The sequence below is a fragment of the Acidovorax sp. Leaf73 genome, assembly GCF_916855635.1.
Taxonomy (GTDB): domain Bacteria; phylum Pseudomonadota; class Gammaproteobacteria; order Burkholderiales; family Burkholderiaceae_C; genus Acidovorax; species Acidovorax facilis.
Genome location: NZ_CAKASI010000001.1, coordinates 1,220,679 through 1,242,755, shown reverse-complemented (window position 1 = coordinate 1,242,755; position 22,077 = coordinate 1,220,679). Strand labels below are relative to the sequence as shown.

Here is a 22,077-nt window from a genome sequence, read left to right as displayed (position 1 = left end):
CCTATGGTCTACAGGTAGAAATGAAAGGGGTGGCGGTATTTTGACGGTACTTGCGCCAGCGCCCGTAAAAACTGGCGCGGCCCAGGCCAGTGGACGCCGTGGAACTGGCTTCGCCAGGCCACTGGCGGCGTCCCCTTGAGGGGAAGGCGCCGCAGGCGACTCAGGGGGGCGCGGGCTAGTCCGCCAGAAACCGCGCATAGCGCGCCAGGTCAACGTTGCCGCCGCTGATGAGAACGCCCACGCGCTCACCGTGCAGCAGCTTGCCTCCGTTGTCAGCGCCAGAGAAGGCCTGCGCACCCGCATAGGCCAGGGCGCCGGTGGGCTCCACCACGATCTTCATGCGCTCGGCAAAGAAGCGCAGGGATTGCATGAGCTGCTCGTCGCTCACGCTGATGATGTCTTCGGCATGGTCGCGGATGATGGGGAAGGTGAGCTCGCCCAGCGCCTGGGTTTGCGCGCCGTCGGCGATGGTGTGGGGCGTGGGGATGCGCACGATGTGCCCGGCGCGCAGCGACTGCTGGGCGTCGTTGCCCGTTTCGGGCTCGACACCCACCACGCGGCACTGGGGTGCCAGGGCCTGCGCGGCCAGCAGGCTGCCTGCCAGCAAGCCGCCACCGCCCACGCAGACAAACAGGTAGTCCAGATCGGGCACTTCTTCAAACAGTTCTTTGGCGGCGGTGCCCTGGCCTGCAATGACGTGCGGGTGGTCAAACGGCGGCACCAGCGTCATGCCGCGCTCCAGCGCCAGGTGGCGGCTGATGGCTTCGCGGTCTTCGGTGTAGCGGTCGTAGGTGACGACCTGGGCGCCGTAGGCCCGTGTGGCCGCCATCTTGGAGGCGGGCGCGTCTGCGGGCATGACGATGACGGCGGGCATGTCCAGCATGCGGGCCGACAGCGCGATGGCCTGCGCGTGGTTGCCGGCCGAAAAGGCCAGCACGCCGCGCTCGCGCTGCTCATCGGTGAACTGGGCCAGGGTGTTGAAGGCGCCCCGGAACTTGAAGGCGCCGGTGCGCTGCAGGTTCTCGCATTTGAAGAACAGTTGCGCACCCAGCAGGTCGTCGGCGGTGGTGGAGCGCAGCACCGGCGTGTGGTGCGCCATGCCCTTGAGCCGGTGCGCGGCGGCGGCCACGTCGTCGTAGGTGGGCGGGGTGAGGCTGGGCAAGGTCATGGCGGCATCCCTGGTGGCGGGGCAAACGCTTGCCCCTTCAGCCCTCGGATGATAGCGGGTTGCCGCGTGGTTTCAACCCAAAATAGCCATTCGCGCTTGTGTAGCAAGCGCGAGCCGCTATAGATTTTGATGGTTGACGGCGGGTCAGCCCAGCTCGCTGAACCGTTGCAGCGGCGTCAGTGCCGGGAAGTCGCCCGCGCGCTTTTGCTTCATCGCCGTGACCGACTCGCGCACATGCTGGTTGCTCCAGATGGCGCCTTGCAGCCAGCCCATCTGGCGCAGGCTGTCTTCCACCGAATGGTCGCGGGCGTAGTTCACGGCCTGTTTGGTGCCCCAGATGGCCACGGGCGGCTTGCTGGCGATCTCTTGCGCGCACTGCAGCGCGGCGGCAAGCATTGCTTCTTGGGTCTCGAACACTTCGTTGACGAGGCCGTAGCCCAGGGCCTTGGCTGCGCTCAGGCGGCGGCCGGTGTAGGCCAGCTCTTTCACCACACCCAGCGGGATCAGCTTGGGCAGGCGCTGCAGCGTGCCCACGTCGGCCACCATGCCGATGTTGATCTCCTGGATGCAGAAGAACGCATCCTGCGTGGCGTAGCGGATGCAGCTCGCGGTGACCATGTCCACCGCGCCGCCGATGCAGCCGCCGTGGATGGCCATGATGACGGGGATGCGCAGGCTTTCGATGCGGGTGAAGGTGGCCTGCATGTCGGTCAGCAGGTCAAAGATGGCGGCGCGGCCTTCAGGGCTCTGGTCGTCCATGGTGATGGCGCCGCCAAAGGTTTCGAGCGCCATGCCTGCGCTGAAATGTTTGCCGGTGCTGCTGATGACCAGCGCCCGCGTTTCGCCCGCCTTGTTGAGCTGGGCCAGCACCTCGTCCAGCTCGCGCCAGAAGGTGGGGTGCATGGTGTTCATGGCCTCGGGGCGGTTCAGCACCAGATGGGCCACGTGGTCGGTGATGCTGAGGGAAAAGCAGGTGAGGGTGTTCATGGGGTGCCACTGTAGACCGGTGAATGCAGGTCGGGTCGTCGCCTGGGTGACTCTGAGCTATTTTGGCTGCCAGCGCTTATCTGGTAAACGCTGGCAGCTATGAAAACAGGAGTACTTTTGCGCGCGTTCGGCAGAACGGGCGGCGGACGTCTATAGGCACAGTCTGTCAATCGCCGCCCCCGCCACCACAGCCGCCGCCATCCCCTCCGCCGTCGCTTCCACCTCCATCCGAGCTTTCGGCGCCGCCAAAGTCGCCCGAGCTGCCGCTGTAGCTGCCGTCCGAGAAGCTGGTGCCGCAGTAGCTGTCTCCACCACTGCCACCCGCGTCGCTCTTGCGGGCGATGTCGGAGCAGTCGGGCACGTAGGAGAAGCCGCCTGCAATGGCGAACTTGGCATCCAGCGCAAACAGCAGGGGCAGGCGGCTGGGGGCCTTGGGGTCGATGGACTCCTCCTTGCATACCCAGTACCAACAGCGGCGCAGGCCATCGTTGTGGCGCGCCTTTTTACCCAGCGCCTCGGCGGGTGTGTGGTGCAAAAAGAAGCCCAGGGCGTTGTGGCACCAGGCTTTGTAGGCCTGGGTGTGCAGGATGAACTCATGCCACAGCGCGTCGACCGCCTTGGAGGGCATGGCCACAAACTGTTTGTTGCCGCGCAGGCAGGCCATGAAGAACTGGCGCAGGCCGCGTTCGACCAGCTCGCAGTCGCGGGTGCTCAGGTGGGGGTAGGTTTCGCGCAGCTTGCGCTGCAGAAAGCGGGGCAGGGGGGCCTCGCGGATATAGCGCTGGCGGACCGCGTTGGTCCACTGGATCACCAGGGCGGTGATGATGACTGTGGCCAAAAAATACAGAATCCAGGGCCACCGCAGGCGCCAGGCGCCCGCGAAGATCCCGACGATGGCGGCCACCCACACGGCAATCGCCAGCAGCACGACCTTGCTTCCCCACCACAGCAGAACGTTTTCGATGCGCTTCATCGTCCCTCCTTTTTTGTTGTTGTGTGGCGATTTCACGGCTGTTTGGTGACTGATTGATGACACTTTGGGTGGTGTCGCCAGATGGTCACGCGGGGGCTACCCCCAGCACCATCGCAGGCCGGAGCTGCCGTGATGGGGCCGCGCTTGGAGGCGCTGAGCAGGGGGGCGGAATCTGTGCCCCCCTTGCGTTCAACGCCGCTTGCTGCCGCCGAAGATGCTACCCAGCACCCCGCGCAGGATTTCCTTGCCAATGGTGGTGCCCATGGTGCGCACCGCCGACTTGGCCATGGTCTGGGCCAGGCCGTCGCGTTTGCCGCCGCGCGGGCCGGTGCTGCCAAACAGCACGTCGTTGAGCCCGCCCATCAGGCCGCCGCCGCTGTCTTCCGTGTTGGCGGGTGCACCTTTGCCATTGGCAGGTGCCTGCGCACTGGCTTCGGCGGCGCGGCCCTTGAGTTTTTCGTAGGCGGACTCGCGGTCCACCACCTTTTCGTACACGCCCGCCACCAGTGAGTTGGCCACCAGCACCTGGCGCTGCTGCGCTGTGATGGGTCCGAGCTGGCTGCCGGGTGGCAGCACAAACACGCGCTCGGTCACGCTCGGGCGGCCCTTGGCGTCCAGAAAGCTCACCAGCGCCTCGCCCACGGCCAGTTCGGTGATGGCGGTCTCGATATCGAGGCCCGGCTTTTGCCGCATGGTGGTGGCCGTGGCCTTCACGGCCTTCTGATCACGCGGAGTGAAGGCGCGCAGCGCGTGCTGCACGCGGTTGCCCAGCTGGGCCAGCACGCTGTCGGGGATGTCGAGCGGGTTCTGTGTGACGAAGTACACGCCCACGCCCTTGGAGCGCACCAGGCGCACCACCAGCTCGATGCGCTCGATGAGCACTTTCGGCGCCTCGTTGAACAGCAGGTGGGCCTCGTCGAAGAAGAACACCAGTTTGGGCTGCTCGGGGTCGCCGATCTCGGGCAGTTGCTCGAACAGCTCAGACAGCATCCACAAGAGGAAGGTGGCATACAGGCGCGGCGAGTTCATGAGCTTGTCGGCCGCCAGGATGTTGACCACGCCGTGGCCGTCCACGGTCTGCATGAAGTCCTGGATGTTGAGCATGGGCTCGCCAAAGAACTGCGTGCCGCCCTGCTGCTCAATCTGCAGCAACCCGCGCTGGATGGCGCCCACGCTGGCGGCGCTCACGTTGCCGTATTCGGTGGTGAACTCTTTGGCGTTGTCGCCTACGTACTGCAGCATGGCGCGCAGGTCTTTGAGGTCCAGCAGCAGCATGCCGTTGTCGTCGGCGATCTTGAACACCAGGTTGAGCACGCCCAGCTGGGTTTCATTCAGGTTGAGCATGCGGCCCAGCAGCAGCGGGCCCATGTCCGACACCGTGGCGCGCACAGGGTGGCCCTGTTCGCCAAATACGTCCCACAGCGTGGTGGGGCAGGCCAGGGGGGCGGGCAGGGGAAGGCCCCGCTCCTTGAGCACTGCCGCCAGCTTGTCGCCAATCTTGCCGGGTTGGCTGGCGCCGGTCAGGTCGCCCTTCACGTCGGCCATGAACACCGGCACGCCAATGCGCGAGAAGTTTTCCGCCAGCGTCTGCAAGGTGACGGTCTTGCCCGTGCCGGTGGCTCCGGTGATGAGCCCGTGGCGGTTGGCCAGTCCGGGAAGCAGGTGGCATTCAATCTTGTCGTGCTTGGCAATCAGCAGGGGTTCGGCCATTTCGGGTTTCCTCGGGGGTACGGGTTCGGCAAAAAGTAAAATCCACCGACTAGATTAAATCAATACAAAAGGACTTCTCGTGGCAGGACACAGTAAATGGGCGAATATCCAGCACCGCAAAGGGCGCCAGGATGAAAAACGCGGCAAGATCTGGACCCGCATCATTCGTGAAATCACTGTGGCTGCCCGCTCGGGCGGCGGCGACCTGTCTGCCAACCCCCGCCTGCGCCTGGCGGTGGACAAGGCCAAGGCGGCCAACATGCCCGCCGACCGCATCAAGTACAACATCGACAAGGCCACGGGCAACGCCGAGGGATTGACCTACGAGGAAATCCGCTACGAGGGCTATGGCATTGGTGGCGCAGCGATCATGATCGACACGATGACCGACAACCGGGTGCGCACCGTGGCCGAAGTACGACACGCGTTCAGCAAACACGGTGGCAACATGGGCACCGAGGGCTCGGTGGTTTTTCAGTTCAAGCACTGCGGCCAACTGATTTTTGCCCCCGGCACCAGCGAAGACAAGGTGATGGAAGTGGCGCTGGAGGCGGGGGCCGAAGACGTGGTGACCGACGACGACGGCGCAGTAGAGGTGCTGACCGCCCCCGCCGACTTTGAAGCCGTGAAGAATGCCCTGGAAGCGGCAGGCCTGACGCCCGAAGTGGCGGGCGTGACCATGCGGCCTGAAAACACCATTGAACTGACGGGCGACGACGCGGCGCGCATGCAGCGGCTGCTGGATGTGCTGGAGGACCTGGACGATACCCAGGAGGTCTACCACAACGCTGCCCTGTGACATTGCGCCTGTGGACCGCCGCTTTTTTCTTGCGCTGACTTGTTTTCCGACTGATATTTCCCCGAACCCCGCCAAGCAGCCCAGCGCTGCGAGCAGGGTTCACCAAAGGTTCCTATGAAAGTACTTGTGATTGGTGGCGGCGGCCGTGAACACGCGATGGCGTGGAAACTGAGCGAGTCCCCCAAGGTGACCAAGGTGTATGTGGCGCCTGGCAATGGCGGCACCGCGCTGAACTCCAAGCTCGAGAACGTGGCCATCACCGACGTGCGCGAACTGCGTGTGTGGGCGCAGGCCGAAAAGATCGCACTGACGGTGGTGGGCCCCGAAGCGCCACTGGCGGCGGGTGTGGTCGATGAGTTCCGTGCCAATGGCCTGCGCATCTTCGGCCCCACCAAGGCTGCTGCCCAGCTCGAAAGCTCCAAGGCCTTTTCCAAGGCCTTCATGCGCCGCCATGGCATCCCCACGGCCGACTACGATACCTTCACCGACCCGGCTGCGGCCCACGCATTTGTGGACCGGCTGGGCGCGCCCATCGTCATCAAGGCCGATGGCCTGGCTGCAGGCAAGGGCGTGGTCGTGGCCATGACGCTGCAGGAGGCCCATGATGCTGTGGACTTCATGCTGGTGGACAACAAATACGGCGTGACCCACAACGAAGGTGGCGCGCGTGTGGTGATCGAGGAGTTCCTCGAAGGCGAAGAAGCCAGTTTCATCGTGCTGTGCGACGGCAAGAACGTGCTGGCGCTGGCCACCAGCCAGGACCACAAGCGCCTCAAAGACGGCGACGAAGGTCCCAACACCGGCGGCATGGGTGCGTATTCGCCCGCGCCAGTGGTCACGGCCGATGTACATGCCCGCGCCATGCGCGAGATCATCCTGCCCACGATTCGGGGCATGGAAAAGGACGGCATTCCCTACACCGGTTTTCTGTATGCAGGCCTGATGATCGACGCCAAGGGCCAGCCCAAGACGCTCGAATTCAACTGCCGCATGGGCGACCCCGAGACGCAACCCATCCTCATGCGCCTGAAAAGCGACTTCAGCGACGTGATGGCTGCTGCCGCTGACGGCAAGCTCGACCAGATGGAACTGCAATGGGACCGCCGCACCGCACTGGGCGTGGTCATGGCCGCCCATGGCTACCCGGAGAACCCGCGCAAGGGTGACCCCATCACCGGCCTGCCAGCCGAGGCGGACGATGCCGTGGTGTTCCATGCGGGCACGCAGCTCAAAGATGGCGTGGTCAGCGTGACCGGTGGCCGTGTGTTGTGCGTGACGGTGCTGGCCGACAGCGTCAAGCAGGCGCAGCAGCGTGCCTATGACGTGGCGCGCGGCATCCAGTTCGATGGTGCGCAGTACCGCCGCGATATCGGCTTCAGAGCACTCAAGAGCTGATGGCAGACGTTCAGAACTTGAACCCCGCCGACACAGTGGCGAGGGTGCGCGGCTATCTGGTGGGTCTGCAGGCGCGCATCACCGACGCGCTCGAAGCCGTGGAAGGCGAGGGCGGCGCACGTTTTTTGGCCGACGCTTGGAGCAAGCCGCCCGGTGAGCCGTTGCAGGGCGACGGCATCACCAAGATCATGGAAGGCGGCCGCGTGTTCGAGCGCGCGGGTTGCGGCTTCAGCCATGTGCGCGGCCCCCAGCTGCCACCCTCGGCCACGCAGCACCGGCCCGAGCTGGCGGGTGCACCGTTTGAGGCCATGGGCGTGTCGCTGGTGTTCCACCCGCGCAACCCGTATGTGCCCACGGTGCACATGAATGTGCGCATGATCGCGGCTGGTCACCCTGGGCAAGCGCCGACCTGTTGGTTTGGCGGTGGCATGGACCTCACGCCGTACTACGGCTTTGAGGAAGATGCGGTGCACTTTCACCGCACCTGCCGTGATGCCTTGGCACCCTTTGGTGACGACAAGTACCCGCGCTTCAAGCAGTGGTGTGACGAATACTTCTACCTCAAGCACCGTAGCGAGCAGCGAGGCGTGGGTGGCGTGTTCTATGACGACTTCTCCGAGCTGGGCTTTGAGCAAAGCCTGGCGATGACGCAGTCGGTGGGCGACGCCTTTTTGAAGGCCTACCTGCCCATCGTGGGAAAGCGCCAGGGCACGCCCTACGGCGAGCGCGAGCGGGACTTCCAGCTCTACCGCCGCGGCCGTTATGTGGAGTTCAACCTGGTCTGGGACCGGGGCACGCATTTTGGCCTGCAGTCGGGTGGGCGCACCGAGTCCATTTTGCTGTCCATGCCGCCGCTGGTGGCGTGGTCGTACCAGCGTTCGGATGCGGCCGATTCCGCCGAAGCTGATCTCACACAGCGCTTTCTGCTGCGGCGCGACTGGCTCGGTGGCGAGTCTGCTGCAGCGGCTTGAAAGCCTTGAAAAGCGCAAAAGCTATAATTTCAATAGCTGCCCGCGCTTTTCACACCAGCGCAAGAGGCCAAAAACACCTCAAACGGACGCAGCGCCAACGCGCAACAGCTGCGCAACACCCAAGGCGCAGCCCCACTGGTTGCGCGCTGCGTTGCACGCTATATTGATTCCATTTCCTCTCTAATCACCGCCTGATGACCACCTCCACCAAATCGGAAACCGCCGCCAAAAAAGACGTTACCAAACTCCAGCGCGCCATCGTTGATGGACTGGAGGACGTCAAGGCGCAAGACATCCAGGTCTTCAACACCGAGCATCTCTCGCCGCTGTTTGAACGGGTGATCGTGGCATCGGGCACCTCCAACCGCCAGACCAAGGCCCTGGCCGCCAGCGTACGCGACGCGGTGAAAGAAGCGGGCTTTACCAAGCCGCGCATCGAAGGCGAAGACAACGGCGAATGGATCATCGTGGACTGCGGCGCCGCCGTGGCGCACATCATGCAGCCCGCCATCCGCCAGTACTACCGCCTGGAAGAGCTGTGGGGCGATACGCCCGTGCGCCTGAAGCTGGGCGCCGCCAAGCCGGTGTCCAGCGCTGCCACCGACTTGGCCGAAAAGAAGTCGGCCCAGAAGGCTGCCAAGTCCGACGCCAAGGCCGCTGGCAAGGCGACCGCCAAAAAGGCAACCGCACCAGCCGTGCCGGCCCGGTCGGGCAAAGCTACGGTCAAGGCCGTGGCCAAAACAGCTGCCAAGTCCGCTGCCGCACCTGCTAAATCTGCTGCCAAACCTGCAGCCAAGACAACCGCAAAAGCACCTGCCAAAACATCTGCGAAAGCCCCGACCAGGGCGCCCGCAAAGAGCAGCAGCACTGCCAAGGCCGCACCCGCCAAGACGACTGCAAAGCCAACCACTGCCGCCAAAAAGCCCGCAGCCACCAAGGCACCGATCAAGACCGTGGTCGTCAAGCCATCGGCCCCCCGTAGCAAGACCGCTGCCGCCAAGCCCGCACCCGCGCGTGGCGGAGCAGCCGCCAAGCCCGCCGTCAAGAGGGCACCGGGCCGCAAGTGACTGCAGCCTCGGCCCATCGACGACCACCTGTACCCGCGCACCGCGCCTGAGTTGCCATGAAGCTGCTGATCGTGGCCGTGGGCCAGCGCGTGCCCGACTGGGCGCAGACGGCGTACGACGACTACGCCAAGCGGTTTCCGCCGGAGCTCAAGGTCGAACTCAAAGCCGTCAAGACCGAGCCACGGGGCTCCAAGACGCTGGAGACGCTGTACGCCGCCGAGCGCGAGCGGATTGAAGCTGCGATCCCCCGGGGTACCCGCGTGGTGGCGCTGGACGAGCGCGGCACCAATCTCACCACCAAGGCCCTGGCCGAGCGCCTGCGGGGCTGGCAATTGGGCGGTGACGATGTGGCCCTGGTCATCGGCGGCCCCGACGGGCTGGACCCGGCCTTTCGCCAGGGCGCGCACGAGCGCATTCGCCTCTCGGACCTGACCTTGCCACACGCCATGGTGCGGGTGCTGCTCATCGAGCAGCTGTACCGCGCCTGGTCGGTGAATGCCGGGCACCCCTACCACCGAGAATGAGGCCTGGATCGGGGTGTGGGTGGAATACTATATTTTTTATAGCTGCTAGCGCTTGATGGGTAAGCGCTAGAGCCGATTTTTAATCAAAATCTGTTCATGCCTGACTTCATCTACCTTGCCTCCCAAAGCCCCCGTCGGCGCCAGCTGCTCGAACAACTGGGCGTACGCCACGAACTGCTGCTGCCCAATGTGGAGGGTGACGAGTCCGAGGACGCCGAAGCCATCGAGGTGGTGCTGCCCGGCGAAGCGCCTACGGCCTATGTGGAGCGCGTGACGGGCCTCAAGCTCGACGCGGCTGTGGCCCGGCGTGCCCGCCGTGGTTTGCCCGATGCGCCCATCCTGTGCTCTGACACCACCGTGGCCCTGGGCCGCACGATCTACGGCAAGCCCGACGACGCGCTCCATGCCGCGCGCATGCTGGCTGAGCTGGCGGGCCACGAGCACCGCGTGCTCACCGCTGTGGCGCTGCAGGTGGGCCCCAAGCGCCTGAGCGCGCTGTCCATATCCCGAGTGACCTTTGCAGCCATGACCACCGCGCAGATTGACGCCTACGTCGCCACTGGCGAGCCACTGGGCAAGGCGGGGGCGTACGGCATCCAGGGCCGGGCGGCGGCGTATGTGGAGCACCTGGCGGGCAGCTATTCGGGCATCATGGGGCTGCCGATGTACGAGACGGCACAGCTGCTGCGCGCGACAGGTTTCGCCATCTAGGCGACAGCAACAACAGACAACAACAACGCCATGCAACAAGACATCCTGATCAACTGGTCGCCCCAGGAAACCCGCGTGGCCGTGGTGGAGCACGGCGCCGTGCAGGAGTTGCACATCGAGCGCACGCTGGAGCGGGGCCTGGTGGGCAACGTCTACCTGGGCAAGGTCTCGCGCGTGCTGCCGGGCATGCAGTCCGCCTTTATCGACATCGGCCTGGAGCGTGCGGCCTTCTTGCATGTGGCCGATGTGTGGCAGCGCCAGCCCGATGGCGAGCCGCCCGCATTCGCCCGCAAGAACGAGCCGCAGGTGCCGATTGAAAAGCAGGTGTTCGAGGGGCAGGCGCTGATGGTGCAGGTCATCAAGGACCCGATTGGCACCAAAGGTGCACGACTGTCCACGCAGATCAGCGTGGCCGGGCGCCTGCTGGTGTTTCTGCCGCAGGACGACCATGTGGGCGTGTCGCAGAAGATTCCGCCTGCCGAGCGCGATGCGCTGCGCGCGCGGCTGCAGGCGCTGGTGGGCGATAAATCCACGGGCGGTGGCGGCGGCTTCATCCTGCGCACCAACGGCGAAGATTCGACCGATGCCGAACTGGCCGAAGACATTGCCTACCTGCGCAAGACCTGGGCGCGCATCAAGGAGGCATCGCTCAAGCTGCCTGCCATGTCGCTGCTCCATCAGGATTTGGACCTGCTGCAGCGCGTGCTGCGCGATCTGGTGGGGGACCATACGCAGACCATCCGGCTCGACTCGATGGAGCAGTTCCAGCGCCTGCGTGCGTTTGGGCAGGAATTCATGCCCGCCGCCGCCGGCAAGCTGCAGCACTACAAGGGTGAACGCCCGATTTTTGACCTGTACTCCATCGACGAAGAGGTGGCCAAAGCCCTGGGGCGCCGCGTCGATTTGAAGTCTGGCGGCTATCTCATCGTGGACCAGACCGAGGCGCTCACCACCATCGATGTGAACACCGGTGGCTACGTGGGGGCACGCAACTTCGACGACACCATCTTCAAGACCAACCTGGAGGCCGCCCAGGCCATTGCCCGCCAGCTGCGCCTGCGCAACCTGGGCGGCATCATCATCGTGGACTTCATCGACATGGTGCGCGACGACCACCAGCAGGCCGTGCTGGCGGAGTTCAAAAAACAGCTCGCCCGCGACCGCGTGAAGACCATGGCGGGTGGCTTCTCGCAGCTGGGTTTGGTGGAGATGACGCGCAAGCGCACGCGCGAATCCCTCGCCCATATGCTGTGCGAGCCCTGCGAGGCCTGCCAGGGCAAGGGCAGCGTGAAGACCGCGCGCAGCGTGTGCTACGACATCCTGCGCGAGATACTGCGCGAAGCCCGCCAGTTCAACCCGCGCGAATTCCGCGTGGTGGCGTCGCCCCGCGTGGTGGAGCTGTTCCTGGACGAGGAAAGCCAGCACCTGGCTGGTCTCTCGGACTTCATCAAGAAGCCGATCTCGCTGCAATCCGAGAGCGCGATGGGGCAGGAGCAGTACGACATCGTGCTGCTGTAGCGCCCATCGTTCTGCGCGCCGTCTTCAAGCGTCGATCTGCATCGCCGGGCGTGCCTGCACCCGCGCCAGCCAGGCCTGCACATGCGGGTGCGCGTTGACGGGGGCGCCCAGGTACAGGCTGTAGCCCAGCACCGAGCCCACTGCTAAATCCACCAGCGAATAGTCGGCACCCAGCATCCAGGGCTGCGCAGCCAGCCGCGCGTCCAGCACCGCCAGCAACTCGCTCAGTTGACGCAGGAGGGCTTCTGCTTGGGCGGCGTTGCGCCAAACCTCTTCGCCTTGGGTTGCCACATGCAGGCGTCCCACGAGCGCACCATAGGTCACATACGCCCAGGTGCACCACGACAGGGCCTGCAGCGCCTCGGGCGTGCCCGCAGCGGGCCACAGCCCGCGTTCAATGCCAAAGCGATGGCCCAGCCAGAGGTGGATGGCCAGGGCCTCGAACATGGGGGCGCCGTCCACAGTCAAGGTTGGCACCTTGCCGTTGGGGTTCATGGCCAGGTATTCAGGGCGGCGCTGCTCGCCGGTGCGGATGTCGATCTTCACGCGTTCGTGGGGCACGGCCAGCTCGGTCAGGGCGCAGGCGATGGGGGTGGCGCTGGACATGGGGTGCCAGTAGAGAACGATGGACATGGAAAGCTCCTTGGGTGGTTGTGGAAGAAAAGGTGGTGCCACTGTAAAAGCCATTGCGGACAATTTCAGTCCGCAATAGAAAGTAAAGTCGCGCCATGCTCACTTCATCAACCCGCCTGCTGCGTCTGCTCGCCTTGCTGCAGACGCGCAACCACTGGATGGGGCCGGAACTGGCCGAGCGCCTGGAAGTGCACCCGCGCACCTTGCGGCGCGACATCGACCGCCTGCGCCAGCTGGGCTACCCCGTGCATGCCAGCAGCGGCGTGGCGGGCGGCTATGCCTTCCGGGCCGGTCAGGCGCTGCCGCCCTTGCTGCTGGACGACGACGAAGCGCTGGCCGTGTCGATTGCCCTGCGCACTGCCACTGCCGGCGCGGTCGGCGGCATTGAAGAGCCCGCACTTCGGGCCCTGGTCAAGCTGGAGCAGGCCATGCCCGCCCGCCTGCGGCAGCAGGTGGATGCACTACGCTCCACCATCCTGCCCATGGACCGTGTCGGGCCGGTGGTGGATGCCTCGTTGCTGGCCACGCTGGCGTCGGCCTGCCGTGACCAGTTGCGCCTGGCGTTCACCTACGGCGACAGCAAGGGCCGCAGCGCCGAACGCAGCGTGGAGCCCCAGGGCCTGGCCCATACCGGCCACCGCTGGTACCTGGTGGCGTGGGACCGGGTGCGGGAGGACTGGCGCACCTTCCGTATCGACCGCATCGTGGGGGCTCCCACGGTGGGTGCCCATTTCGCGCCCCGGGTGTCGCCCGATGGCGGGGATCTGAAGGCATACGTTTCACGTTCGATTGCAGTGGCGCCCCATGCCGAACAGGCGCGCATTGTGTTGCATGCACCGTATCAAGAGATGGCCAGACGCATTCCGCAGTCGGCAGGTGTGGTGTCGGCGCTCGATGAGGGGCAGCGGTGCCAGCTGGATTGCGGCGCCAACGATTCGCTGGTGTACTGGCTGATGGCGCTCGATGTGGAGTTCGAAGTGCTGGCACCCGTTTCGTTGAAGGAGCGCTTGCGGGTGGCGGGGGAGCGGGCCTTGCGCTGCGCCTGAAGTGAAACACCCCCTGAGTCGCTTCGCGCCTTCCCCCTCTCTCACGTTGCTTCGCCATCTGTGAGGGGTACGCCCCCAGCGCGGCGGCACTGGGTTTGGGCTGCGCCAGTTTCATGCATCGCGGGCGGTGCACAACGCAACGGACAACTACGGTTTCATATTTTTGAAAGCAAATGGGTATGAGTGCTCAAGGCACGAAACGGTACCCGATGCCCGCCTCGGTCCGCAAATGCTGGGGCATCGAGGCGTTGCCCTCCACCTTCTTGCGCAGGTTGGCCATGTGCACCCGCACGTAGTGCGTGTCTTCGGCATGGCCCGGCCCCCACACGGCCTTGAGCAACTGCTGGTGGGTGATGACGCGGTCGGGCTGGGATGCCAGGTGGGTGAGCAGCTTGTATTCGATGGGCGTGAGGTGCAGGGCCTCGCTGCCATCCTCCCCCGTGCGGCGCTCTACCGTGCGGCGGGCCAGGTCCACGGTTATGGGGCCGAACTGGATAACGGGTGTGGCCTCGGCGCTTGAGGCCCGCTGGCTGCGCCGTAGCTGGGCGCGCACGCGGGCCATCAGCTCGCCCGAGCCGAACGGTTTGACCAGGTAGTCGTCGGCCCCCGCATCCAGCGCTGCGATCTTGCTGGCTTCGGTGCTGCGGGCCGAGAGCACGATGACGGGCATGGCCGACCAGGTGCGCAGGTCGCGGATCAGGTCCACGCCGTCGCCATCGGGCAGGCCCAGGTCCAGCACCACCAGGTCGGGGCGGCGCGTGCCAGCTTCGATCAGGCCGCGCTGCAGGGTGGCGGCCTCGTGCACGGTGTGGCCTTCGCTCTCCAGCGTCAGGCGCACAAAGCGGCGGATGTCGGCTTCGTCTTCGACGATGAGGATGTGGGTGGGCAGGTCGGTCATGGTGGTTGCGGGGCCGTGCCGTCAAACGTCGCTGTTGGTATCGGTATCGGTGCCCAGGTCGGTGGGCGGTGTGCCGCGTGGCAGCAGCAGCGTGAAGCGTGCGCCCGCAGGTTGGCCCTGGGCGTTGAGGATGGTATCGCCCCTGATGCTGCCGCCATGCGCCTGCACGATGGCGCGGCAGATGGCCAGCCCCAGGCCCACACCGGGCGTGGCGCTTTCGCGGGCCCCACGCTCGAACTTTTCAAACAGCAGCTCCTCGCGGCCTTTGGGCAGGCCGGGGCCTTCGTCGGTGATGGTCAGGGCCACCGCATCGCTCTGGGCCTGCGCCCCGATGTGGATGGCCGTGCCGGCGGGCGTGTACTTGGCGGCGTTTTCCAGCAGATTGACCAGCACGCGCTCCATCAGCACGGCGTCGATCTGCAGCAGTGGCAGGTCGTCGGGCAGGTGCACGTCCACACGGTGGGCGCCCATGGCGGGGGCGCTGGCAGCCAGCGCACTGCCCACCACTTCTTCCAGCGGCTGCCAGGCCTTGTTGAGCTGCACGGCCCCAGCCTCCAGGCGGGCCATGTCCAGCAGGTTGTTGACCAGCGCGCTCATGCGCTGGGCCGATTGCTGGATGGCGCCGGTCAGCTCCTGCTGGTGGGCGGGCAGGGGCGGCTGCACCATGGCCAGTGATTCGGCCAGGCCCACCAGTGAGGCCAGCGGCGTGCGCAAGTCGTGCGAGATGGCAGAGAGCAGCGAGTTGCGTAGCCGCTCGGACTCGATCTGCACCGTGCTTTTTTGCGCCACATCAATGTAGTGGATGCGCTCCAGCGAGATGGCCAGCAGCGAGGCACAGGTCTGCAGCAGGCGACGCGGTTCCACCCCTGGCACCTGGCCCTGGGGCATGGCCACCACCAGCACGCCGCGGATGCGCATGGGCGCCTTGAGCGGCAGCACCAGCGTGGGGCTGGAGTGCAAGGTGTCCGTACCCCGGCCAGCAGGCTCACCGCGCTCAAACGCCCATTGCGCCACGGCCATGTCCACCGGCGCGCTGCCACCGGGCAGTATCTGAAGGCGGTTGTCGTCGTCAGCCACCACCAAAGTGCTGCCTGCGTTGAACTCGCCGGTCATGAACCGCGCGCCGATTTCGGCCACTTGCTCGGGCAGCAGCGCGGCAGACAGGTCGCGCGCCATGTCGTACAGGCTGCGCACGCGGTGTTCGCGCTCGGTGGCGGACTCTGCCTGCACCTTGAGCCCGGCGGTGAGCTGGCCCACTACCAGGGCCACCACAAGCATCACGGCGAAGGTGACGAGGTACTGCGCGTCACTGACCGCAAACGTGAAGCGCGGCGGTACAAAGAAAAGGTCGAAAAACGCCACACCCAGAATGGCGGCCATCACGGCAGGGCCGCGTCCAAACCGCAAGGCCACGCCCACCACCACCAGCAAAAACAGCATGACGATGTTGGTCAGCTCCAGCACATCGGCCAGCGGCGTGGCCACCACGGCGGCAATGCAGCAGGCCAGGGCCGCCGCCAGGTAGCCAGGCCAGAAGGCAGTGCCCTTGTTCGTGGTTTCAGGCGATGCATTGGAGGTGGGGGGGCGCGCCAGGCCTGCGCGGGCGGGCAGCGTGCCCACCTGCAGCAGGTCGAGGTCGCTGGCCAGATGCCCCACCTGGTCGGCCAGCGTGGTCTGCCAGGGCCAGCGGCGTGCGCTGCGGCCCATGACCACGCGCACCAGGTTGTGCTCGCGCGCATAGCGCACCAGGGCCTGCGCAGGCTGGGCGGCAGGCAGTACCGTGCAGGCCACGGCCCCCAGCTGTTGCGCAAGTTTCAAGGTGCGTTCCACCTGCGGATGCAGCGTGGCCGACCGGCCTTGCTGCTCGGGCGTCTCGACATGCACGGCGTGCCAGGGCAGGTCGAGCTGCGCGGCCAGGCGGGCGCAGCTGCGCACCACCTTTTCGGCGTTGTCGCCCGTGCCCACGCAGGCCAGCAGGGCCTCGCGGTTGGGCCACACGGCTTCGGCAGTGGTGGTGCTGGCGCGGCGGTAGGCGCGCATTTCATCGTCCACCCGGTCGGCGGTGCGGCGCAGGGCCAGCTCGCGCAGAGCCAGCAGGTTGCCTTTGCGAAAGAAGTTGGCGGCGGCGCGCTCGGCCTGCTGGGGCAGGTAGACCTTGCCGGCCTTCAGGCGCTCGAGCAGCTCGTCGGGCGGCAGGTCTACCACCACCACTTCGTCGGCCGCGTCAAAAAACTGGTCGGGCACCGTCTCCCACACGCGGATGCCGGTGATACCGCTCACGATGTCGTTCAGGCTCTCCAGGTGCTGCACGTTCATGGTGGACCACACGTCGATGCCTGCGGCCAGCAGTTCTTCGGCGTCTTGCCAGCGCTTGGGGTGGCGCGAGCCTTGCACGTTGCTGTGGGCCAGCTCATCGAGCAGTACCAGGCCCTCGGGGTGCTCTGCGCCCCAAGCCAGGGCGGCGTCCAGGTCAAACTCGGGCAGGGTGCGGTCTTTGTAGGGCAGGGCGCGCAGTGGCAGGCGCGGCAGGTGCGTGGTCAGCGCCTCGGTGTCGGCGCGGCCGTGCGTCTCAACCACGCCGATGGTGACGGGCAGGCCCTGCGCTTGTGCGGCCCTTGCCGCCGACAGCATGGCGAAGGTCTTGCCCACGCCCGCGCAGGCGCCGAAGAACACCTTGAGCCGCCCGCGCTGCTGCTGGGCCTGCTCTTGCTGGATGCGCTGAAGCAGCGCGTCGGGGTCGGGGCGATCCTGCATGGGCACAGTGTACTCGTCAATTTTGAATCAAATTGGCCTCTGGCGCTTGTCCGTCAAGCATAAGCAGCTATTGTTTTGGTAGCGATTCGAGTGCGAGGTTCAAAGCCAGCACGTTCACACGCGGCTCGCCCAGCACACCCAGCCAGGGGCTTTCGGTGTGCTGCTGCACCAGGGCCTGCACCTGCGCCAGCGGCAGGCCACGGGCCTTTGCCACGCGGGCTGCCTGGTAGTCGGCAGCGGCGGGGCTGATCTGCGGGTCCAGCCCGCTGGCCGATGCGGTGACCAGGTCCACGGGCATGGGGCGGGTGTTGCCGGGGTCCGCAGCACGCAGGGCCTCGATGCGGGCCTTCACGGCATCTGTCAGCGCCGGGTTGGTGGGGCCCAGGTTGGAGCCGCCCGATGCCGATGCGTTGTAGGGCATGGGCGCCGTGGCTGAAGGGCGGCCCCAGAAGTGGCCGGGTTCGGTGTACGACTGGCCGATGAGCTCGGAGCCTACAGTCTTGCCACCCTGGGTGATCAGGCTGCCATTGGCCTGGTGGGGGAACGCGGTCTGCGCCACGCTGGTGACGAGCAGCGGGTAGAGCAGGCCGGTGACGATGGAAAGCTCGATAAACAGCGTGAGTGCAGGGCGAAGCAGGCCGCCTGGGCTGGCGGGCGCGTCGTCGCGGGGGATACGGATAGGCATACGATTTTCCTTGTCAGTGATTGGGGGGCGGTGTCTTTGGTTGGGGCACGGCTCAGGTCAGACCTGCGGCGGCCAACACCATGTCAATCAGCTTGATGCCAATAAACGGCACCACCATGCCCCCCAGCCCATAAATCGCGAGGTTGCGGCGCAGCAGCGCGGCGGCACCCACGGCGCGGTAGGCCACGCCCTTCAGGGCCAGTGGGATGAGGAAGATGATGATCAGCGCGTTGAACACCACGGCGGACAGAATGGCCGACGAAGGGCTGGCCAGGTGCATGAAATTCAGCGCCGACAGCTGCGGGTAGGTGGTGACAAACGCCGCTGGGATGATGGCGAAGTACTTGGCGATGTCGTTGGCGATGCTGAAGGTGGTCAGCGAGCCGCGCGTCATCAGCATCTGCTTGCCGGTCTCCACAATCTCGATGAGCTTGGTGGGGTTGCTGTCCAGGTCCACCATGTTTCCGGCCTCCTTGGCGGCTTGTGTGCCCGTGTTCATGGCGACGGCCACGTCGGCCTGGGCGAGGGCGGGGGCGTCGTTGGTGCCGTCGCCCGTCATGGCCACCAGCTGCCCGGCCGTTTGGTAGCTGCGGATGAGCTGCAGTTTCGCTTCGGGCGTGGCCTCGGCCAGGAAGTCGTCCACACCGGCCTCGGCAGCAATCGCGGCGGCAGTGAGGCGGTTGTCGCCGGTCACCATCACGGTCTTGATGCCCATGCGGCGCAGCTCGGCAAAGCGCTCCTTGATGCCGCCCTTGACCACGTCTTTGAGCTCCACCACGCCCAGCACGTGGGCACCATCGGCCACCACCAGGGGCGTGCTGCCACGGCGGGATACGTCGTCCACCGCCGTCTGCACGGCGGTAGGAAAGCGTCCGCCCAGTGCCTCCACATGCTTGCGGATAGCGTCTGCTGCACCTTTGCGCAGCAGGCGCGGGCCGGGCAGGTCCACCCCGCTCATGCGGGTCTGTGCGGTGAAGTGCACGAACTGGGCGCCCATGGCCTCGATGTCGCGCTCGCGCAGGTTGAACTTCTGCTTGGCCAGTACGACGATGCTGCGGCCTTCGGGCGTTTCGTCGGCCAGCGATGCCAATTGGGCGGCGTCGGCCAGGGCGGCATCCGTGACACCCGGGGCCGAGATGAACTGGCTGGCCTGGCGGTTGCCCAGGGTAATGGTGCCGGTCTTGTCCAACAGCAGCACGTCCACGTCGCCTGCAGCCTCCACCGCGCGGCCTGAGGTGGCGATCACATTGGCCTGCATCATGCGGCTCATGCCCGCCACGCCAATGGCGCTGAGCAGGCCAGCAATCGTGGTGGGGATCAGGCACACCAGCAGGGCCACCAGCACCACCAGGCTCACAGGCTCGCCCGCACCGCTGGCCTGCACGCTGAACAGCGAGAACGGCAGCAGCGTGACCACCACACCCAGGAACACGATGGTGAGCGCCACCAGCAAAATGGTCAGCGCGATCTCGTTGGGTGTCTTGTGGCGCTTGGCGTTCTCCACCATGGCGATCATGCGGTCCACGAAGGTCTCGCCGGGGTTCACGGCCACGCGCACCACGATCCAGTCGGACAGCACGCGGGTGCCGCCAGTCACGGCCGAGAAGTCTCCGCCCGATTCGCGGATCACCGGGGCGGATTCGCCGGTGATGGCGCTCTCGTCCACTGAGGCCACACCATCGATCACCTCGCCATCGGCAGGGATGGTGTCACCCGCCTCCACCAGCACCACATCGCCCTTGCGCAGGTTGGCTGCCTCCAAGGGCAGCCAGGTCATGGCGGTGCGTGGGGTGTTGCGGTCAAACTGGCCGTCCAGCTTTTTCGCCCAGGTCTGCTTTTTCAGGCCGCGCAGCGAAGCCGCCTGGGCCTTGCTGCGGCCCTCGGCCATGGCCTCGGCAAAGTTGGCGAACAGCACGGTGAACCACAGCCACAGCGCCACGGCAGCGGTGAAGCCCTCAGGTTTGCTGGCGGCCAGCGCGGTGGTGAATGCGCTGCCCACGTACACCACAAACATCACGGGGTTGCGCCATTGCACGCGCGGGTCCAGCTTCTTGAAAGCCTCCAGCAGCGCGGGGCGCACCAGGGCGGGGTCGAACAGGGTCAATGTTTTGCGAGTCATCACAATCTCCCAGCTATCTTCTTAACGTGGCCAGAGCATCAAATGCTCGACCACCGGTCCCAGCGCCAGGGCGGGTACATAGTTCAGCAAACCCACCAGCAGCACCACACCAGCCAGCAGCGCCACAAACAGCGGGCCGTGGGTGGGCAGGGTGCCGTCGGTGGCGGTGGCGCGCTTCTTGGCGGCCAGGGCACCGGCCATGGCCAACACGGGCACGATCACGCCAAACCGCCCCAGCCACATGGCCACGGCCAGCAGCGTGTTGTAGAACGGGGTGTTGGCCGACAGGCCTGCAAAGGCGCTGCCGTTGTTGTTGGCGGCGGAAGACAGCGCATACAGCACCTCGCTGAACCCATGCGCGCCCGGGTTGGCCAGGCCAGCGCGGCCTGCTTCGCTCATCACCGCCACGGCAGTGCCCAGCAGCACCAGCAGCGGGGTGATGAGGATCGCGATGGACACAAGCTTCATCTCGTGCGCCTCGATCTTCTTGCCCAGGTATTCGGGCGTGCGGCCAATCATCAGCCCGGCAATAAACACGGCCATGATGGCGAACACCAGCATGCCGTACAGGCCCGAGCCCACGCCGCCAAATACCACCTCGCCCATCTGCATGAGCACCATGGGCACCATGCCGCCCAGGGGGGTGAAGCTGTCGTGCATCGCAATCACCGCGCCGCAGCTCGCGGCTGTGGTGATCACTGCGAACAGGGCCGAGGCGGCGATGCCAAACCGCGTTTCCTTGCCTTCCATGTTGCCGCCCGGCTGCAGCGCGCTGGCGGCTTGGTCCACGCCCAGCGAGGCCAGAAGCGGGTTGCCCTGCTGCTCAAACGTGGTGGCTGCCACCACTGCGACCAGGAATAGGAGGCTCATCGTTGCCAGAATCGTCCAGCCCTGGCGCTCATCGCCCACCATGCGGCCAAACACCAGGCACAGCGCGGCGGGGATGAGGAAGATCGCCAGCATCTGCAGCAGGTTGCTGGCGGCCGATGGGTTCTCGAACGGGTGGGCCGAGTTGGCGTTGAAGAAGCCACCGCCGTTGGTGCCCAGCATCTTGATGGCGAGCTGTGAGGCCACGGGGCCCATGGCCAGCGTCTGGGTGGCTTGCGCGGCGGGTTCCGTCACCGGGGCGCCCTGGGCGTCCAGCACCGGCTGGCCCGCGCCATCGAGCTTGGGCGCGTCGTAGTGCACAGACTCCAGCGTCTGCACCTCGGTGTAAGGCGACAGGTTCTGGATCACGCCCTGGCCTGCAAACACCACGGCCAGCACCAGCGACAGGGGCAGGAGCACCCACAGCGTGGCACGGGTCAGGTCAGTCCACACATTGCCAATGCTCTGCGCTGAATGCCGCGCGAACCCGCGCACCAGTGCAATGACGACGACCAGGCCCGTGGCGGCAGACAGAAAGTTCTGCACCGTCAGCGCCAGCATCTGCGTGAGGTAGCTCATGGTGCTCTCGCCACCATAGCCTTGCCAGTTGGTGTTGGTGACAAAGCTGATGGCCGTGTTGAAGGCCGAGTCCGGCGACACGGCAGCCATGCCTTGCGGGTTGAGGGGCAACACCGCCTGCCAGCGCTGCAGCGCATACACGGCCAGCACGCCCAGGCCGTTGAACACCAGCAGGCCCAGCGCGTAGCGCAGCCAGCCAGTTTCTTCGTCGGGCCGCACGCCAGCCAGTTTGAACAGCGGCCCCTCCAGCCGCCGCCCCAGGGCAAAGCGGCCTGCCATGACGGCGTCAATCCAGCGCGCCAGCGGCCAAGCCAGCGCCAGCAGCAGTGCCATAAACACTGCCAGTTGCAGCCAGGCACCGGTGCTCATGAAAAGTCCTCCGGCCGCAGCAGCACAGCGACCAGGTACACCAACAGGGCAGCAGCCAGCACGGCCGCCAGAATCATCCAGCCGCTGGTCATGACCGCCCCCCTTGCGCTTGCTGTTGCAGCCGCGCGCAACCCTGGGCCAGCCCATAGCCAGCCAGCCAGAGCAGGCCTGCTGTCGCCAAAAATATCCAGTCCATAGCGTCCTCCTTGAGACATGGACCGATGCTAGGAATGGCCGCATCAAGACGAGCGCAAGAGTGCGGGGTGGGGTATCAAGATCGCATCAAGATGCGCGGGAGCGCGGC

The 22,077-nt window shown here is 65.9% G+C and carries 19 protein-coding genes; 8 read left to right on the top strand and 11 right to left on the bottom strand.

The annotated features are described in order from the left end of the window. Window positions 1-175: 175 nt before the first annotated feature. The 4 genes from LPA35_RS05865 to LPA35_RS05850 all read right to left on the bottom strand — a co-directional run bounded on the left by LPA35_RS05865 (window position 176) and on the right by LPA35_RS05850 (window position 4,838). Complete coding sequence (locus tag LPA35_RS05865) at window positions 176-1,168, bottom strand: threo-3-hydroxy-L-aspartate ammonia-lyase (RefSeq protein ID WP_055401172.1); 993 nt, start codon at window positions 1,166-1,168, stop codon at window positions 176-178. Window positions 1,169-1,312: 144 nt separating this feature from the next. After that, window positions 1,313-2,155 (bottom strand): enoyl-CoA hydratase-related protein, encoded by an 843-nt coding sequence (locus tag LPA35_RS05860; protein ID WP_228895726.1) that lies wholly within the window; start codon window positions 2,153-2,155, stop codon window positions 1,313-1,315. A 166-nt stretch (window positions 2,156-2,321) separates the two neighbouring features. Continuing rightward, on the bottom strand, window positions 2,322-3,128 hold the full coding sequence (locus tag LPA35_RS05855; RefSeq protein ID WP_228895725.1) for a hypothetical protein: 807 nt from the start codon (window positions 3,126-3,128) through the stop codon (window positions 2,322-2,324). Between the two features lie 189 nt (window positions 3,129-3,317). After that, window positions 3,318-4,838, bottom strand: a complete 1,521-nt coding sequence (locus LPA35_RS05850) for a helicase HerA-like C-terminal domain-containing protein (protein ID WP_228895723.1) — start codon at window positions 4,836-4,838, stop codon at window positions 3,318-3,320. 79 nt (window positions 4,839-4,917) lie between these two features. On the opposite strand from LPA35_RS05850, the gene LPA35_RS05845 reads away from it, so the two are divergent. The 7 genes from LPA35_RS05845 to rng all read left to right on the top strand — a co-directional run bounded on the left by LPA35_RS05845 (window position 4,918) and on the right by rng (window position 11,823). Continuing rightward, entirely contained in the window at window positions 4,918-5,637 is a 720-nt protein-coding gene (locus tag LPA35_RS05845) for a YebC/PmpR family DNA-binding transcriptional regulator (protein ID WP_010458745.1), read from the top strand. A 114-nt stretch (window positions 5,638-5,751) separates the two neighbouring features. Further along, the gene (gene purD / locus LPA35_RS05840) at window positions 5,752-7,032 is read left to right on the top strand and encodes a phosphoribosylamine--glycine ligase (protein WP_218299826.1); all 1,281 of its coding nucleotides are present in this window, start codon (window positions 5,752-5,754) and stop codon (window positions 7,030-7,032) included. After that, window positions 7,032-8,003 carry an oxygen-dependent coproporphyrinogen oxidase gene (gene hemF / locus LPA35_RS05835; RefSeq protein WP_228895721.1) on the top strand — a complete coding sequence of 324 codons (972 nt, stop codon included), beginning with the start codon at window positions 7,032-7,034 and terminating at the stop codon, window positions 8,001-8,003. Before purD ends, hemF begins: the two co-directional genes overlap by 1 nt. Window positions 8,004-8,197: 194 nt before the next feature. After that, window positions 8,198-9,070, top strand: coding sequence for a ribosome silencing factor (gene rsfS / locus LPA35_RS05830; protein WP_228895719.1), 873 nt, complete (start codon window positions 8,198-8,200; stop codon window positions 9,068-9,070). A 56-nt stretch (window positions 9,071-9,126) separates the two neighbouring features. After that, window positions 9,127-9,594, top strand: a complete 468-nt coding sequence (rlmH, locus tag LPA35_RS05825; protein ID WP_228895717.1) for a 23S rRNA (pseudouridine(1915)-N(3))-methyltransferase RlmH — start codon at window positions 9,127-9,129, stop codon at window positions 9,592-9,594. A 96-nt stretch (window positions 9,595-9,690) separates the two neighbouring features. Continuing rightward, window positions 9,691-10,305, top strand: coding sequence for a nucleoside triphosphate pyrophosphatase (locus LPA35_RS05820; RefSeq protein WP_228895714.1), 615 nt, complete (start codon window positions 9,691-9,693; stop codon window positions 10,303-10,305). Between the two features lie 30 nt (window positions 10,306-10,335). Continuing rightward, window positions 10,336-11,823 (top strand): ribonuclease G, encoded by a 1,488-nt coding sequence (rng, locus tag LPA35_RS05815; protein ID WP_121420308.1) that lies wholly within the window; start codon window positions 10,336-10,338, stop codon window positions 11,821-11,823. 24 nt (window positions 11,824-11,847) lie between these two features. Here rng and LPA35_RS05810 read toward each other — a convergent pair whose 3' ends face one another. Then, window positions 11,848-12,456 carry a glutathione S-transferase family protein gene (locus tag LPA35_RS05810; RefSeq protein WP_228895712.1) on the bottom strand — a complete coding sequence of 203 codons (609 nt, stop codon included), beginning with the start codon at window positions 12,454-12,456 and terminating at the stop codon, window positions 11,848-11,850. Window positions 12,457-12,551: 95 nt separating this feature from the next. On the opposite strand from LPA35_RS05810, the gene LPA35_RS05805 reads away from it, so the two are divergent. Further along, entirely contained in the window at window positions 12,552-13,502 is a 951-nt protein-coding gene (locus LPA35_RS05805) for a YafY family protein (RefSeq protein ID WP_228895710.1), read from the top strand. 187 nt (window positions 13,503-13,689) lie between these two features. Here the strand turns inward: LPA35_RS05805 and LPA35_RS05800 are convergent, their stop codons facing one another. From LPA35_RS05800 to kdpF, 6 genes are all read right to left on the bottom strand, one after another. Next, the gene (locus LPA35_RS05800; protein ID WP_228895708.1) at window positions 13,690-14,400 is read right to left on the bottom strand and encodes a response regulator; all 711 of its coding nucleotides are present in this window, start codon (window positions 14,398-14,400) and stop codon (window positions 13,690-13,692) included. A gap of 21 nt (window positions 14,401-14,421) precedes the next feature. Beyond that, the gene (locus LPA35_RS05795) at window positions 14,422-17,154 is read right to left on the bottom strand and encodes a DUF4118 domain-containing protein (RefSeq protein WP_228895706.1); all 2,733 of its coding nucleotides are present in this window, start codon (window positions 17,152-17,154) and stop codon (window positions 14,422-14,424) included. A gap of 67 nt (window positions 17,155-17,221) precedes the next feature. Next, a complete protein-coding gene (kdpC, locus tag LPA35_RS05790; protein ID WP_228895703.1) occupies window positions 17,222-17,839 on the bottom strand; it encodes a potassium-transporting ATPase subunit KdpC in 618 nt (205 codons plus the stop codon). A gap of 52 nt (window positions 17,840-17,891) precedes the next feature. Further along, the gene (gene kdpB, locus LPA35_RS05785) at window positions 17,892-19,958 is read right to left on the bottom strand and encodes a potassium-transporting ATPase subunit KdpB (protein WP_228895701.1); all 2,067 of its coding nucleotides are present in this window, start codon (window positions 19,956-19,958) and stop codon (window positions 17,892-17,894) included. 21 nt (window positions 19,959-19,979) lie between these two features. Continuing rightward, window positions 19,980-21,773, bottom strand: a complete 1,794-nt coding sequence (gene kdpA / locus LPA35_RS05780) for a potassium-transporting ATPase subunit KdpA (RefSeq protein ID WP_228895699.1) — start codon at window positions 21,771-21,773, stop codon at window positions 19,980-19,982. Continuing rightward, window positions 21,770-21,865 (bottom strand): K(+)-transporting ATPase subunit F, encoded by a 96-nt coding sequence (kdpF, locus tag LPA35_RS05775; RefSeq protein WP_010458774.1) that lies wholly within the window; start codon window positions 21,863-21,865, stop codon window positions 21,770-21,772. The genes kdpA and kdpF overlap by 4 nt, the downstream gene beginning before the upstream one ends. Between the last annotated feature and the right edge of the window lie 212 nt (window positions 21,866-22,077).

Excerpts from the sequence above, each read along its gene's own strand:
- hemF (WP_228895721.1), top strand. The coding sequence starts at position 7,032 with ATGGCAGACGTTCAGAACTTGAACCCCGCCGACACAGTGGCGAGGGTG.
- LPA35_RS05850 (WP_228895723.1), bottom strand. The coding sequence starts at position 4,838 with ATGGCCGAACCCCTGCTGATTGCCAAGCACGACAAGATTGAATGCCAC.
- rsfS (WP_228895719.1), top strand. The coding sequence starts at position 8,198 with ATGACCACCTCCACCAAATCGGAAACCGCCGCCAAAAAAGACGTTACC.
- LPA35_RS05805 (WP_228895710.1), top strand. The coding sequence starts at position 12,552 with ATGCTCACTTCATCAACCCGCCTGCTGCGTCTGCTCGCCTTGCTGCAG.
- LPA35_RS05800 (WP_228895708.1), bottom strand. The coding sequence starts at position 14,400 with ATGACCGACCTGCCCACCCACATCCTCATCGTCGAAGACGAAGCCGAC.
- kdpA (WP_228895699.1), bottom strand. The coding sequence starts at position 21,773 with ATGAGCACCGGTGCCTGGCTGCAACTGGCAGTGTTTATGGCACTGCTG.
- kdpB (WP_228895701.1), bottom strand. The coding sequence starts at position 19,958 with ATGACTCGCAAAACATTGACCCTGTTCGACCCCGCCCTGGTGCGCCCC.
- LPA35_RS05795 (WP_228895706.1), bottom strand. The coding sequence starts at position 17,154 with ATGCAGGATCGCCCCGACCCCGACGCGCTGCTTCAGCGCATCCAGCAA.
- LPA35_RS05810 (WP_228895712.1), bottom strand. The coding sequence starts at position 12,456 with ATGTCCATCGTTCTCTACTGGCACCCCATGTCCAGCGCCACCCCCATC.
- LPA35_RS05865 (WP_055401172.1), bottom strand. The coding sequence starts at position 1,168 with ATGACCTTGCCCAGCCTCACCCCGCCCACCTACGACGACGTGGCCGCC.
- LPA35_RS05860 (WP_228895726.1), bottom strand. The coding sequence starts at position 2,155 with ATGAACACCCTCACCTGCTTTTCCCTCAGCATCACCGACCACGTGGCC.
- kdpC (WP_228895703.1), bottom strand. The coding sequence starts at position 17,839 with ATGCCTATCCGTATCCCCCGCGACGACGCGCCCGCCAGCCCAGGCGGC.
- rlmH (WP_228895717.1), top strand. The coding sequence starts at position 9,127 with ATGAAGCTGCTGATCGTGGCCGTGGGCCAGCGCGTGCCCGACTGGGCG.
- rng (WP_121420308.1), top strand. The coding sequence starts at position 10,336 with ATGCAACAAGACATCCTGATCAACTGGTCGCCCCAGGAAACCCGCGTG.
- kdpF (WP_010458774.1), bottom strand. The coding sequence starts at position 21,865 with ATGACCAGCGGCTGGATGATTCTGGCGGCCGTGCTGGCTGCTGCCCTG.
- purD (WP_218299826.1), top strand. The coding sequence starts at position 5,752 with ATGAAAGTACTTGTGATTGGTGGCGGCGGCCGTGAACACGCGATGGCG.
- LPA35_RS05855 (WP_228895725.1), bottom strand. The coding sequence starts at position 3,128 with ATGAAGCGCATCGAAAACGTTCTGCTGTGGTGGGGAAGCAAGGTCGTG.
- LPA35_RS05820 (WP_228895714.1), top strand. The coding sequence starts at position 9,691 with ATGCCTGACTTCATCTACCTTGCCTCCCAAAGCCCCCGTCGGCGCCAG.